This window comes from Variovorax paradoxus, assembly GCF_029919115.1.
Classification (GTDB): domain Bacteria; phylum Pseudomonadota; class Gammaproteobacteria; order Burkholderiales; family Burkholderiaceae_C; genus Variovorax; species Variovorax paradoxus_O.
On the sequence record NZ_CP123990.1, the window covers coordinates 3,644,352 to 3,658,620 of the forward strand.

8 protein-coding genes are annotated in these 14,269 nt (G+C 67.5%); 2 read left to right on the forward strand and 6 right to left on the reverse strand.

The annotated features are described in order from the left end of the window. Nucleotides 1–6: 6 nt before the first annotated feature. The 5 genes from QHG62_RS17605 to QHG62_RS17625 all read right to left on the reverse strand — a co-directional run bounded on the left by QHG62_RS17605 (nt 7) and on the right by QHG62_RS17625 (nt 11,287). A complete protein-coding gene (locus QHG62_RS17605; protein ID WP_281146831.1) occupies nt 7–1,398 on the reverse strand; it encodes an efflux RND transporter periplasmic adaptor subunit in 1,392 nt (463 codons plus the stop codon). Further along, nucleotides 1,395–7,424, reverse strand: coding sequence for an Ig-like domain-containing protein (locus QHG62_RS17610; protein WP_281146832.1), 6,030 nt, complete (start codon nt 7,422–7,424; stop codon nt 1,395–1,397). The genes QHG62_RS17605 and QHG62_RS17610 overlap by 4 nt, the downstream gene beginning before the upstream one ends. 59 nt (nt 7,425–7,483) lie before the next feature. Further along, nucleotides 7,484–8,263 carry an efflux RND transporter periplasmic adaptor subunit gene (locus QHG62_RS17615; protein WP_281151694.1) on the reverse strand — a complete coding sequence of 260 codons (780 nt, stop codon included), beginning with the start codon at nt 8,261–8,263 and terminating at the stop codon, nt 7,484–7,486. Continuing rightward, complete coding sequence (locus QHG62_RS17620; protein WP_281146833.1) at nt 8,263–9,744, reverse strand: TolC family protein; 1,482 nt, start codon at nt 9,742–9,744, stop codon at nt 8,263–8,265. Before QHG62_RS17620 ends, QHG62_RS17615 begins: the two co-directional genes overlap by 1 nt. 313 nt (nt 9,745–10,057) lie before the next feature. Beyond that, nucleotides 10,058–11,287, reverse strand: coding sequence for an MFS transporter (locus tag QHG62_RS17625; protein WP_281146834.1), 1,230 nt, complete (start codon nt 11,285–11,287; stop codon nt 10,058–10,060). A 111-nt stretch (nt 11,288–11,398) separates the two neighbouring features. On the opposite strand from QHG62_RS17625, the gene QHG62_RS17630 reads away from it, so the two are divergent. Beyond that, nucleotides 11,399–12,340: a LysR family transcriptional regulator gene (locus QHG62_RS17630; RefSeq protein WP_281146835.1), complete on the forward strand. Its 942-nt coding sequence runs from the start codon at nt 11,399–11,401 to the stop codon at nt 12,338–12,340. A gap of 27 nt (nt 12,341–12,367) precedes the next feature. On the opposite strand, the gene QHG62_RS17635 is transcribed toward QHG62_RS17630, so the two are convergent. After that, a complete protein-coding gene (locus tag QHG62_RS17635) occupies nt 12,368–13,045 on the reverse strand; it encodes a TetR family transcriptional regulator C-terminal domain-containing protein (RefSeq protein WP_281146836.1) in 678 nt (225 codons plus the stop codon). A 151-nt stretch (nt 13,046–13,196) separates the two neighbouring features. Between QHG62_RS17635 and QHG62_RS17640 the strand changes: the two genes are divergently transcribed. Continuing rightward, on the forward strand, nt 13,197–14,267 hold the full coding sequence (locus QHG62_RS17640; RefSeq protein ID WP_281146837.1) for an asparaginase: 1,071 nt from the start codon (nt 13,197–13,199) through the stop codon (nt 14,265–14,267). Nucleotides 14,268–14,269 lie beyond the last annotated feature (2 nt).

A 14,269-nucleotide genomic window follows, 5' to 3' on the forward strand; every position in this document is an offset into this window, starting at 1 on the left:
GCGGCCCTACACGGCAAGAAACTGGCGAATGCTGGCGAGCGGGCGCCGCAGCATCCAGTAGATGAGCGGCACGCGATCGCCCGTGAGCTTGGCCGTGCCCTTCAGGCCGATGCGCTGGCCCACCGGGCCGTCCAGCCTGGCACGTGCACGGTAGGCGTAAGTGCCGTCAGGGCGCGCCGTTGCGCGATGGCTCATGTAGCGCAACGTACCCGTGACCGGCGACAGCGGCGATGACGCAAGGTAAAGATGCAGCGGCGCCTTGTCGTCCAGCGGAATGGCATCGCCGATCGGTACCCAGGCTTCGATCTCCACATCGGAGGCCGAGGCCACCTGCATGATGCGTTCGCCCGTTTGCACGGGGCGCCCGATCCATTCGGCCGGATCGTCGAACAGCACGATGCCTGCCTGCGGCGCCAGCACGCGCGAACGCTGCGCCTGGCCTTCGAGGAAGCCCGACTGGGCCTTCTTTTCGGCGATTTTTCCGAGCAGCGTGGCCAACTGGGTCTTGGCGCGCGGGTCGTTCAGCACCATCTGGGCGGCTTGCCGGTATTCGGCCTCGGCAGTGCTCAGCGCCTCGCGCGCTACCGTCAGGCGGCTGTCGATCGGTGCCTGGTCGAAAGAGAAGAGCGGCTCGCCGGCCGCCACCGACTGGTTGGGACGGACTGCAAAATCGGCGATCACGCCGTCCAGCGGCGCGCGGATGGTCGCCGGGTTGGCCGGCACCAGTTCTCCGGGGGCCAGCACCGTAAGGCGAACCGGCAGGCACAAAACAGCCAGCACCACCAAGCCGACACCGAGCCGGCGGCGCCACCGCCTGCCTTGCGGGCCGCCGTTCCACCAGCCGCGCAGCCGCGCGGGCAAGGCGGCCGCGGACCAGGCCGAACGCCGGTGCGCGGCGCGCCAGGCGTGCTGCCAGATGTCCATCCACTCTTCCAGCACCGCCAATTGCTCGGGCTGCAGAGGGGCGTCGCCGGCCAGCAGCAGCCCCGCCTCTTCAGCAACATTGGCCGTCTCGCCGGTAGCGCGGCGATGCACGCCCCGCAGCGGCACCCATGTTGCAAAAGCGGGTAGCCATTCGTCCCATGCTGCTGCGGCTCCGCGCGGCAGTTGCGCCGGGTCGACGGCCATCGCGCCGCCCGTTGCATGCTGCGTGGCCAGCGCGCGGCACAGTTGGCCGACCCACTGCACATAGGGCGCATTGGTTTCGACCGACACCACGCCGGACAGCGTGTGCACACCGCCCGCGCCGAACCATAGTGCGGCTTGGCGGTACGGGGCCAGCACGCGGCTGTCGTTGACCGCCAGGAAAGCGAGTTCGTTGCCGCTCGCCGCAGCACGCGCTCGCTGGGCCAGCTCGAGCAGCTTGAGGAGGGGGTTGGTCGGCGCGCCTGCGTTCATGTCCGTGGGCTTGCCGGCGCACTTTGCGACAGCCGTGCCAGCCGTTCGGCGCTTGCGCCGCCAGCGGCACGCAGTTGCTCGCTCAGGCTGGCCCGCCCGGCCGGTTCTGCAAGGTCGATGTGCCATCCGGCATGCGCGCCCTTGATGCCCGCATCCTTGCTTACGATGACCTTGAAGACCTGCACGGCCTCGCGCCCCTGGGCATCGCGTGCCACCACCTTGAAGATCAAGGTGCCTTCGAAGGCGAGCGGCGGCGTGCCTTCGAAACGCGCGGTCCGGGCATCGAACTTGAGCCAGCGCGGCAGCGGGGTGCCGTCTGCCGACTGTGCACTGAGCTCGACCGCCGCCCGATCGTCGGCATGGGCAAAACTGTCGACGGGCAGTTGCAGCGACAAGCGGCTACCGCCGTGCACGTTGAAGTCGCCGATCGGGCGGTTGGCCACCAGCGATTCACCGGTGCCGCGCAATTCCGGCAGCACGAGGATCTGGAATGCGCCATCGGCCGCGGGCCGTGTCAGAAACGATGCGTACGTGGCTTGCGCAGCGCTCGAATTCCAGGCGTCGAGGCCGCGCGACAGTGCGCCCGAGTCGAGTGCGAACGGGCTGTTGTCGAGGCTGCTCACCCAGCTGCCTGGGAGCGGGGTTTCGGCTGCAAGCGGCGGCACCGCCGGCGCGTCTGGTGTGGCGGGGCTGTGTACCTCGGCGGGAAGCACTTCGGAGGGAAGCGCCTCGGAGGGAAGTGCTCGCGGCACCGGCGGCACGGGCGGCACGACTGGCGGCAGTGGCTGCGAAACGGCCGGCGGCTGGACCGGTGCGGCAACTGCCTCCACGCGCAGCGGCGTGCTCGCGTTGCCTGCGGCATCAAGCACCTGCACCTGCAGGGCTCCCGAGCCTGCGTTGGCAATCGACCAGCTCGCGCCGTCGGCCCCAACCGTTGCAAGCACCCACGTGGCGCCGCCGTCAAGCGATGCAGCAACCAATTCTCCGGCGGCCAGCGGCCCCGACAGCAGCCCGCTGACGCTTCCGTCGCCAGCACGCGTAGCGGAACTCACCATAGTTGCAGGGGCGGTCGTGTCGAGCGTGTAGCCTCGCGCGAGGCTTGCGCTCTCGTTGCCTGCGGCATCGGCAATCTTGAACATCAGCGTGCTGCTGCCCGCCAGAGTAACGCCGCTCCAGGTCAACGCGGTACCCGAGACGCGGCTGGTAATGTCTTGCCAGGTCGTGCCGCCATCGACGGAACCATAGAGGATGTCGCCGGGCGCCAGCGAGCTGCCCAGTGTTGCAGTGACGGTTTGCACCGCGGTGCGGGTGAGGAAGTCGCTGTTGCTCGTACCGGTGTCCGCGGACAGTGCCAGGTTGCCCAGGCTCATGGCCGGTGCGGTGGTGTCTACCGCGTAGGTCTGGGCAGGCGAGATGCTGTCGTTGCCGGCGAGGTCCGTAACCCGCAGCAAGAGCGTGCCGCTGCCTGCCAGCGTGATGCCGTTCCATACCAGCGTGGTGCCGCTGATCTTGCCCGTGATGTCAGTCCAGGTGTTGCCGCCGTCGAGCGATCCGTAGACCATTTCGCCGGGCGCGAGCGCAGCGCCGAGCGTTGCGGTGAGGGTCTGGGCTGCAACGCCGGTAATGAAGTCGCTGGGGCTTGTGCCGGTATCGGCCGAAAGCGCAAGGCCCGAGAAAGTGGCCGCCGGCGCCGTGGTGTCGAACACATAAGACTGCGACAGAACCGGCCCGTCGTTGCCGGCGACGTCGCTGACCTTGATCTGCAGCGTGTTGCTGCCCGTCAGCGTCTGTCCGGCCAGCGACCAGGCACTGGAGCCGACCGTTGCGTTTGCCGCGGTCCAGGTATTGCCGTTGTCGAGAGACACAAACACCCTTTCGCCCGCTGCCAGGTTGGCCGACAGCGTGCCGCTGAGGGTCTGCGCCGCCACGTTGGTGAGAAAGTCGCTCATCGAGGCGCCGCTGTCGGCCGAGAAGGCGACGCTTGCGACCGAGCTGGTCGGGCCGGTGGTGTCGAGCACGTAGGCGGCACTGGTGGCGGCGCCGTTGTTGCCGGCGGCGTCGGTCACCCGCAGCTTGAGCGTGTCGCTGCCGGCCAGCGTGACGCCGTTCCACGTCAAGGTCGTGCCGCTGACTTTGCTCGTGATGTCGGCCCACGTGGCGCCGTTGTCGAGCGAGCCGTAGACGACGTCGCCGGCGGCCGGCGCGCCGCTCAGCGTGGCGCTGATGGTCTGCGCCGCGGTGTTGGTGATCAGGTCGCCGGCCGTCCCGGTGTCGGCAGACAGTGCCACGCCGCCGAAGCCGATGGTCGGCGCCGTGGTGTCGAGCACATAGGCTTGCGAGTAGGCGACGCCGCTGTTGCCGGCGTTGTCGGTGACGCGCACCTTGAGCGTGCCGCTGCCGGTCAGCGTCTGGCCGGCCAGCGACCAGGCCTTGGTGCCGACCGAGGCGGTGGCCAGCGTCCAGGTGCTGCCGTTGTCCAGCGACACATAGACGTTCTCGCCGGCCGACAGGTTGGATGCCAGCGTGCCGCTGATGGTCTGCGCCGCGGTCTTGGTGACGAAGTCGCTGCCGGAGCTCCCGGTGTCGGCAGAGAAGGAGGCGCCGCCGACGGTGTTGGTCGGCGCCGTTGTGTCGATGACGAGGTTTTTGTTGGCACCTAGCGAGCCGGCCGTGCCCGGCGTGGCCAGCACGACCACGGCGTTCTGGTGGCTGCCGCCGGCGTCGGTGATGGCGGCACCGTTGAGTGCCAGCGCGGCGCTCGAGATGTAGTCGAGGTCGGCGCTGTTCTGGCCGGCGCCGACGATGTAGCTGAAGGTCAGCGTGGTGCCGCCCGAGCCGCCGGTGTAGGTGGCGCTGCCGCCGCCGTCGAGTGCCAGCGTCGGCGTTCCGTTGGTGGTGTCGACCGTGACGTTGCCGGAGAACTGGACCGTGATGGTGACGGTCTGGCCCGCGCCGTAGCTGCCATCGGCGGTGCTGGCGCCGACGCCGGTGATGCTCGGCAGCGAGCCGTCGACGTTGACGCCGGCCGTGCTGCCGACGCTGTTGAGGATGGTGCTGGCGTCATTGCCGGCAGCATCTCTCAGGCTGGCCCCGTTGAGCGACAGTGCGTTGACCGTGATGCCGTTGGCGTCAGCGTCGCCGTTGACCACGGTGTAGCGGAAGGTCAGCGCGCTGGTGCCGGAGCCCGACACATAGCTGGCGTAGCGGGTCGTGGCGCCGACCACCATGGCGATGCGCGGCGTGCCGCCAGTGGTGTCGACCGTAACTGCCTCGTCGAAGACGACCGTGAAGTCCAGACGGTCGCCGGTGTAATACGTGCCATTGGCCGGCACCGCCACCGCGGTGGTCGCTGGCGCGTCGGTGTCCACCGTGAAGCTCAGGGCGGCCGAGGAGGCGGGATTGCCGGCGGTGTCGGTGGCGACCGCGACGATGCTGTGGCTGCCGTTTGCCAGCGCGTTGGTGGTGTAGCTCCAGCCCCCGGCACCCGCCACCACGCTGCCGAGCAGGGTGGCGCCGTCAAAAATGGTGACGGTGCTGCCGTTTTCCGCCGTGCCGCTCAGGGTGGGGGTGTTGTCGGCGGTAACGCCGTCGCTGTTGGAGCTGCCGGTATCGCTGGCGCTGGCCAGCACCGGCGTGCCTGGCGTGGCGGGGCCGCTGGTGTCGAGCACATACGCCTTGGTTAGCACGCCGCCGGTGTTGCCGGCGGCGTCGGTCACCTTCAGCTGCAGCGTATTGCTGCCGGCCAGGGTAACGCCGTTCCAGCTCAGCGTGGTGCCGGCCACCTTGCTCGTGATGTCGGTCCAACTGGCGCCGTTGTCGAGCGAGCCATACAGGATGTCAGTGCCCGCCAGTGCGCCGCTGAGCGTGGCAGTGATGGTTTGGAACGGGATGCGGGTGATGAAGTCGGTGTTGCTTGGTCCGGTGTCGGCCGACAGCGCCAGGTTGCTGAACGTGGTGGCCGGCGCGGTGGTGTCGTAGGTGTAGGCCTGCGACAGCACCGTGCCGTCGTTGCCGGCGATGTCGGTCACCCTCACCTTGAGCGTGTTGCTGCCCGCAAGCGTGCGGCCCAGCGTCCAGCTGCTCTGGCCCACGGCGGCCGTGGCGGCCGCCCAAGTTGCGCCGTTGTCGAGCGACACGTACACCGTTTCGCCGGGCGCCAGGTTGGCCGACAGCGTGCCGCTGACGGTCTGCGACGCCATGTTGGTGACGAAGTCGCTCGGCGATGTGCCGCTGTCGTTCGAGAAGTTGACGGTGCTCACGGCAGTGGAAGGCGCCGTTGTGTCGAGCGTGTACGCCTGGACGCTTTCGGGGCCGTCATTGCCCGCCTGGTCGGTCACCCTGAAACGCAGGGTCTGGTTGACCGCGTCCAGCGTGGCGCCCGTCCAGGTCAGCGTCGTGCCGCTGACCTTGCTGGTGACATTGGTCCAGGAGTTGCCGTTGTCGGTCGAACCCCAGACGGTGTCGCCGCTCGCCAGCGAAGCGCTCAGTGTTGCCGTGATGGTCTGGCTGACGCTATTGGTGATCAGGTCGTTGTTCAGCCTGCCGTAGTCGGCCGACAGCGCGTAGCCGCTGAAGCCGGTGGTGGGCGCGGTGGTGTCGAGCCTGTAGCTTTGCACCTTGGGGGCGCCGCCGCCAAGCGCGTTGCTGACGCGCGCCAGAAAGGTGCCGCTGCCGGAAAGCGTGGTATTGGTACTCCAGTCTTTGCTGCCCGCGGTGTGCACGTCGGCCTCGGTCCAGTTGAATCCGCCGTCGTAGGACACCTCGACCTGCTCGCCGGCGAGCAGGTCTGTCGACAGCTGTCCGGAGATTTTCTGCGCGGCGATGCTGGTCACGAAGTCGCCGACCACGCCAGTGTCGTTGGACAGTACGGCGCTGCTCACCGTGGTCGCTGGTGTCGATTTGACGGTGACATTGAAATCCTGGAAACCCGCATAGCTGGCCGAGCTGATCTCCATCTTCACGATGTTCAGCGCCGAAACGCCGAAGGCCCCGCTGGTGATGGTCTGCAAGCCCGCGGTGGGGCCGATGTTGAAGCTGAGGGTGGACCCGTTGAAGTAGGTCAGCTTGACGGCGACGGTTCCCACTGCGTCCACCTTCAACGACGCAAGGTCGAAGGCCGAGCCGTTCTGGATGGTGGCGGTCAGTTCGGTCGCGCCGGTCAGGTTGGTGTCGCCCGCGTACAGCATCGGGCCGGCGTCGATGGCCAGGTTGGGTCCGGTGAAGGTGAGACTCTTGCCGCCGGCATCCTTGACGATGGACTGCACATAGCCGCCGCCTGGGCTGTCGGCGTCGACGAAGGTCACCACTGCCAGCGCGCCGTCGTAATCCATCAGCGCCAGCGCGCGGGCGTCGATGTCGCCGCTGTGTGCCTCCAGTGTCCAGTCGCCGCCAAGGCGGGCCGCGCCCGTCATGTCAGTCGAAGCGGCAACGTCAGCGCCAGTGGCCCGGGCAATTCCGGCAAGCAATTGGGCGCCGTCGCCGGCGGCCACGTCGCAGCCGTACAGCAGCAGGTCGCCGCCGCTGGCCAGCGCCTGGCCCAGCTGCGCCAGTTCGGCCTGCGTGGCGGCCGAACCCAGCGATGCCTGGTTGAGTTGCGTGGTACCAAGGTTGACCAAGCCTTGCGAGCCGTGCGACAAGATGTGGATCGCATCAAGGCCGCTCTGGCTGGCAGCCCATTGCGCGATCTGCGCCAGGCCGTCGCGGTTGCCGTCGAACTCGACGATGCCGACGCCGTCGCGCACGCCCGCTTCCAGGCTTTTGTAGTTGGCCAGCGAGGTGTCGACCAGCACCACTTCCTTCTTGCCTTGGTCCTTGGCTGGCTCGGCGGCACGCACTTCCACCGCCGGCGGCACCGGCGGCACCGCAGGTGTGCTGTCGTGGGCGGCCTGGGCTGCGTCGGCGACCGCAACGGCGCCGTCGAACATGAAGCGCTGTTCCAGCGCAAGCAGTTGAGACGTGGCACGCAGCGGGCGGCGCGTGTTGAGGGCCCCTGCGGGCAAGCGAAGAGGAGAGAGCGACGGGTTCATGGCGGGTTCCCTGAAGAGGCGCAGCGTTGGCTGTGTGGCTGCTGGGCAGGTGAAAGGGTTCAGCGCTGCGGCGGCGCCATCAAGACCTTGCCGCTCATGCCGGCGGCCAGTTCGCTGAAGCGGCCGTCGATGACCGCGTTGAGCTTGACCGACTGGCTGACCGGATCCACGCGCGCCGCGATGCGCTGCACCTTGGCCGGGTAGGTCTTGCCGGTTTCGTCGATGTTGACTTCGAAGGCTGTGCCGGTGCGCACCCATGCAAGCCAGCGCGACGGAACGATGAACTCCAGCTCCAGTTGGCTGTCGTCGATGATCTCCAGCAGTGGCTGGCCGGGCTGCACATACTGCTGTTCACGCGCTTTCTGCTCGGCAATGCGGCCGGAAAAAGGCGCCGCGATCTGGCATTTGCCAATCAGCGCCCGGTTGGCTGACACCTCGGCTTGCGCCTTGAGCGCATCGGCCCTGGAAACGTCGAGTTCCACCTTGCCGACCGAATTCAGCTCGGACAGTTTCTGGTTGCCATGCCATGCGGTGTTGGCTGCCATCAGGGCGGCTTCGGCCTTGGCAAGCTGGGCCTGCTGCAGCTGGCAGTCGAACTGCACCAGCATCTGCCCCTGCCTGAAGGCGCTGCCCTCGGCCAACGGGAGCCGGTTGATCTTGGCGCCGATCTCGGCAGCCAGTGTCGTGTAGCGGCGCGGTGCCAGCTGGGCCCTGACCTCGCGTGTTTCCAGCGCCGAACCTGGCGCCGGCTGCGGCGGGGCGGCCTTTACGCCAGGGGCGAAAACCGCGGCCGCGTAAAACAACGGCCCGCAAAGGCGCGCTGTGGCCCAAAGCTGCATCACCGGGCTTCCTCGAGCGCGGGCAACTGCCCCTGCTTCCAGCTTTGCAGCGACTTGCCGACCGCGTCGGTAAGTGTCGCCAGAGGCATGTTCGAAGAAGCGTCCAGCACCGGTTCCATGCCCAGCGTGGCCTGCAGCCGCGATGCAGCCGCCTGCGCGTTCGACAGCGCCTGGTAGCGGCGCAACTGGGACAGCACGGCAGTGCTTTGCTGCGAGATGCGGTCCAGTGCGGACTGCTTCTGCGCGTCGGCCTGGTTGGCAACATGCTGCGCAATGCGGCCGTCGACCTGCGCGATGCTGTCGGAGCGCTCGTACTGGCGCGCGGTATTGGCGTATTGCAGGCGTGCAATGTGCAGTTGCGTGAGCACGGCCATCTGCATCGCCATGCGGCGCTGGTCGGCCAGCGCAACGCCGTTGTCGGCCAGGCGCATCTGCGCGGGCGCCGCAAGCAGGCCCAGCAGGTTGAACGAAATCTGTGCACCCACCTCGTTCCAGTTCTGATGAATCAGGAAGTCGTCGTTGCTGTGCTTGAAGCCGTAGTTGAACGAAAGGCCCGGAAACAGCTTGAGCAGTGCGCGCCGAGTTTCCTGCTGGGCTATGCGTGCGTTGTACATGCCTTCGCGCAGGTCGGGGTTGCGCAGCAGCGCAACCTCTTCCATCTTGTCGAGTGGCTGCTGCAGCCAAACGGTGTTCACGTCGCTCGCCGGCTCGGCCACGGTATAGGGCGTGGTCAGGGGCAGGGCGGTCAGGGTTGCCAGTTCGACGCGTGCCGTCGACAGTTCCTGGTCGATGGTTTCGAGCAACCGCAGGTTTTCAAGCAGTTGGCGCTGGTAGCGCAGCGGCTCCAGCGGCGAGCGGATGCGGTCGTCTTCGGCCTTGCGTGCGTCCTTGAGCGCCAGCTCCGAATCCGCAATGGTCTTGCGCAGCAGCGGCATGAGCTTTTGCGCTGCGACCACGCGCCAATAGGCAGTGCGCACGTCCAGGATCAGGTTGTGCAGCGCCTTGCGGCGGCGCTCGCCGGCAATCAGCACCCGGTCGGCGTTCTGGCGGGCGGCATAGTAGCTCTGCCCAAAGTCGAGCAGGCTCCATGACAGGCCGATTTCGCTCGTGGCCACCTGGCGGCTGGAAGAAATGTACGGATTGGCCAGTGACGGCAGGCCGGTAACGGAATCGACGCTGCGGGTAATCAGGTCGTTGTTCCGCTCCCGGTAGCCGGCCGCCGCGATCAGCTTGGGCAGCATGTCGAACTTGCCGACCTCGAATGTGCCCATTGCAACGGCCTCTTCCATGGCGCGGTAGCGGCGGTCTGCGTTGTACTTGATGGCGCGCGCAATCGCGCCGTCCAGTGTCAGGGGGCCTGCGAGCGGCTCGACATCGCGCTCCAGCGCGGCCTTGTCCTGCTGCACCGTGGCGCGGATCTCGGGTGTCGAAAGCTGGGCGGTTTCAACGCTGAACGACGCGCAGCCACTCAGGCCCAGCACCGCAGTGACGCTGAGCGCGGCCGACCTGGCAGCTGCGGAACGAAGGAGGGGAAATCGAAGTTTCCGATGATGGTGCATTGGCTGGGCTTTCGGCTCTTTTGGAATCGCGCTGGACCACGCCGCAGCTCACGGAATCGTTGGGTCTGGCGATGCGCCGGGGGCACCCCAGAGCTAGTGAATTCAGCAGAACCAGGCAAAAACCAATTCGAGCGAGGCAATCCTCGACGCAGCGAAAGGCGCCCGCGGCAATTCGTCGGGCGCTTTGTTTCTGAGTGTAATTTTGTTAACGACAACTACACAAGCTGCTTTTCGCTCATTTCGGCGTTTTTGCGCCCCGCGAGAGCCGCACGCCCAGCCCCGCGGCGGCCGTGCCGGTCGCCAGCCAGGTCACACCCGCCCAGCCCCATTGCGCGAGGGCAAGTGCGCCCAGCGCCGAGCCGGCCGCCATGCCGATGAACATGCTGGTGAACAGCACCGCATTGAGCCGGCTGCGTGCACCGGGCTCGATGCCATAGACGATGGTCTGGTGCGCGATCAGCGCCGCCTGCATGCCCAGGTCGAAGCCGATTGCCGCGAGCGCCAGCAGCCAGAGCTGCGCATGCGCCGGCAGCAGCGGCGCGAATCCCATGGCCGCGAACGACACCACCACCAGCCCTGCGCCGAGCCGCGTCACCAGTTCCGGCCCGCGACGGTCTGCCAGCCGTCCGGCCAGCGGCGCCGCCAGAGCGCCAGCGGCGCCAGCCAGGCCGAACGCACCCGCTGCGGCGCTGCCCAGGTGGAACGGCTCGCCGTGCAGCATGACCGCCAGCGTGGACCAGAAGGCGCTGAAGCCCACCGCCAGCAGTGCCTGTGCCAGCGCAGCGCGGCGCAGAGCCCCGTGGCGCGACCACAGCGTGCCCAGCGATCCGAGCAGCGCGCCATAGGCCAGGTGCGTGGTGGGCCTGAAGCGCGGCAGGCCGCGCCAGGCGGCCGCGCCGATGAGCGCGATGCTGGCGGCCGCAGCAATGAACATCGCGCGCCAGCCGAAGTGCTCGGCCACGAAGCCGCTCACCACGCGCGACAGCAAGATGCCGAGCAGCAGCCCCGTCATCACCGTGCCCACGGTCTTCCCGCGCGACGCTTCGGGCGCCAGCGTGGCGGCGGCGGGCACGATGTCCTGCGCCATCGTGGCCGCAAGGCCGATGGCCAGGCTGGCCGCCAGCAGCATGCCGATCGACGGTGCGGCCCCGGCCACCAGCAGCGCGGCGCACAGCGCGGCCGCCTTGGCCAGCACGATGCGGCGGCGGTCGTAGCGGTCGCCCAGCGGCGCCAGCAGCAGGATGCCCAGCGCGTAGCCAAGCTGCGTGAGCGTGGGAATGAACCCGACCGACCGCGCGGAGGCGCCGATGTCCGCCCCCAGCACGCCGAGCATCGGCTGGGCGTAGTAGAGAGAGGCCACGGACAGTCCGGCGCCCGTGGCGAGCAGCAGCACCAGCGAGGCCGGCAGGTCGCGTGTCGCCGTTGCAGCAGCATCCGATGCATGCGTTTGTTGAATGGAAGACATGGCGTTAACCCTTGAATATCGAGCGAGGGTTGAAATGTGCGCCTCTGAGGCGTGACTTGGTAGCCCTGAAGATCGCACAATGTCTATACGTCACACGCATAAAGACAAGCCATGTCGACCTCTTCCCCCGCAGCCGACCGCATCGAGCTGATGCAGACCTTCATCCATATCGTCGAGGCCGGCAGTCTCTCGGCCGCCGCCCAGCAGATGGGCGCGACGCAGCCCACCGTCAGCCGCCGGCTGCAGGCCCTGGAGCGTTCGCTCGGTGTGCGGCTCCTGCGCCGGTCCACGCACGCCATGAAGCTCACGGAAGACGGTGAGCGCTGCTACGAGCGCGCCAGGGAACTGATCGCCGACTGGCACGCCTTCGAGGCCGACCTTCGCGGCGTGGGCGACGAGCCCGAAGGCACGCTGCGGGTGGTGGCGCCGCATGCGCTGGGGCAGTTGCTGCTGGTCGGGCCCCTGGCCGACTACCTGCGCGCGTACCCGCGGGTGTCGGTTGAATGGCTGCTCAACGACCGGCGGCCGGACTTCATTGCCGAAGGCGTCGATTGCGCCATCCAGGTGGGCGAAGTGACGGACACCATGGCGGTGGCCATCAAGCTTTCGGAGGTGCCGCGCGTGGTGGTTGCCGCCCCCTCGGTGCTGGCCGGGCGCCAGCCGCCCACGCATGCATCGCAACTGGCCGAACTGCCGTGGATCGCGCTGCGCACGTTCTATCGCAACGAGGTGGTGCTCACCCACAGTCCGTCCGGCGAAGTTGCGCACGTGCCCATCCGGCCGCGCATGAGCACCGATAGCCTCTATGCGCTGCAAAGCGCGGCGCGCATGGGCTTGGGAGCCTGCATGGGCTCGGCCTGGCTCTTGAAAGACGACATCGCCACGGGGCGCATGGTGCAGCTTGTGCCGCAGTGGCACGTGGCGGCGCTGCCCGTTTACCTGATCTATCCGCATGCACGCTTCCAGCCGGCGCGGCTGCGCCGGTTCATCGAGATGATGCGGCTCGCGCTGGCCGACCCGACAGGTCGCGCCTGGGAAGCCGGCGCATCGTGAGCCGCGCCGTTGGCGGCGCAGCAAACGCTAGGCCTTGATGCCGCAGCCGCCCAGCACAAAGGCCACCAGCTCGCGCGCAATCGGCTCGCGGTCGATCGGCGCGTCTGGCGGCAGGCCGAGCATCACGCGCGTCTGTATCGCGTAGTCGGCATAGCTCTGGGTCATGGCCCAGATGTGCATCAGCAGCAGGCGCGCGTCGAGCGGGCGCATCTGTCCGCGCGCAATCCAGCCGTTGATCACGTCGACCTTCTTTTGCGTCCACGCCCGGGCATTGGGCCAGTAGCGGTCGAGGTTGCGGCCGCCGTCGAGCACCTCGCGCGTGAAGATGCGCGAGATCTCGGGGTTGTCGAAGGCGTGGTCGAGCTTCTTGCGGATGTAGTCGCCCAGCACCGTGCCCGGGTCGCTCGCGTCTTCGAACGAAAACACCACCTTCCACGCATGCAGCACCTGCATCAGCAGCTCTTCGTAGAGCTCTTCCTTGCCGGCGATGTAGTAGTGCAGCTGGGGCTTGGTCAGGCCGGCGCGCGCGGCAATGGCCTGGGTGGACGTGCCCTTCAGCCCGTGCAGGCTGAACTCGGTAACCGCCGCCGTGCGGATCGCCGCCATGATGCGCTCGCGCCCCGGGCGTGCTCGCGACAGCGGGCCGTCGGGGGCGGGCATTTCCTGGGCGGTGGTCGGGGGAAGGGCGGCGGGATCGGCGTTCATTGGATGGCGGGTTTGCGGCGGTGCGCCCGGCGATGGTAATCCTTGGCGCATGGCGGCATGCCATGGCGGCATGGAAGCGAAGAGCATGCGGGCATGGTTCATGTATCTTCTCGCCGCTTCCAGAATTTCATCCAAGACACAGGAGTTTTCCATGTACCTTTCTCCCCGTTTCAGGGCTTTCGCAGCCGGTGCCGCACTGCTTGCGGCCAGCGCCCTCGCGCAAGCCCAGCAGGCCTTGCCCAATGTGGTGATCCTGGCCACCGGCGGCACCATTGCGGGGGCCGGCGCCTCGGCCGTGAACAGCGCCACCTATGCGGCCGCCAAGGTCGGCGTCGACAAGCTCATTGCGGGCCTGCCCGAGCTCTCGAAAATTGCCAACGTGCGCGGCGAACAGGTGTTCCAGGTGGCTTCCGAGAGCCTTACCAACGACAACCTGCTGACGCTGGCCAAGCGCGTGTCCGCGCTGTCCAAGCAGGCCGACGTGGACGGCATCGTCATTACCCACGGCACCGACACGCTGGAAGAAACCGCCTACTTCCTCACGCTGACCGTGCACACCAGCAAGCCGATCGTCGTGGTCGGCTCAATGCGTCCGGGAACGGCCCTCTCGGCCGACGGCGCGCTCAACCTGTATGACGCAGTCAGCGTGGCAGGCAGCAAGGATGCCGCCGGCAAGGGCGTGCTGGTCACGATGAACGACAACATCGACAGCGGCCGCGACGTGAGCAAGAACGTCAACATCAAGACCAGTGCGTTCTCCAGCCAGTGGGGCCCGTTGGGCATGGTGGTCGAGGGCAAGAACTACTGGTTCCGTGCACCGGTCAAGCGCCACACGATGAATTCGGAGTTCGACATCGACAGCATCAACACGCTGCCGGCGGTCGAGATCGCGATGGGCTACGAGGGTGTTTCTTCCATCGCCATCGACGCGTTCGCCAAGAGCGGCGTGAAGGCGATCGTCCACGGCGGCACGGGCAACGGCTCGGTGGCCAACCGCATCGTGCCCAACCTGCAGAAGGCGCGCACCGACGGCGCCATCATCATTCGCAGCTCGCGCGTGCCCGACGGCTTCGTGATCCGCAATGCAGAGCAGCCTGACGACAAGTACGACTGGGTGGTGGCGCACGACCTGCGTCCGCAGAAGGCCCGCATCCTGGCGATGGTGGCACTCACCAAGACCAGCGACACGAAAGAACTGCAGCGCATTTTCTGGGAGTATTGATT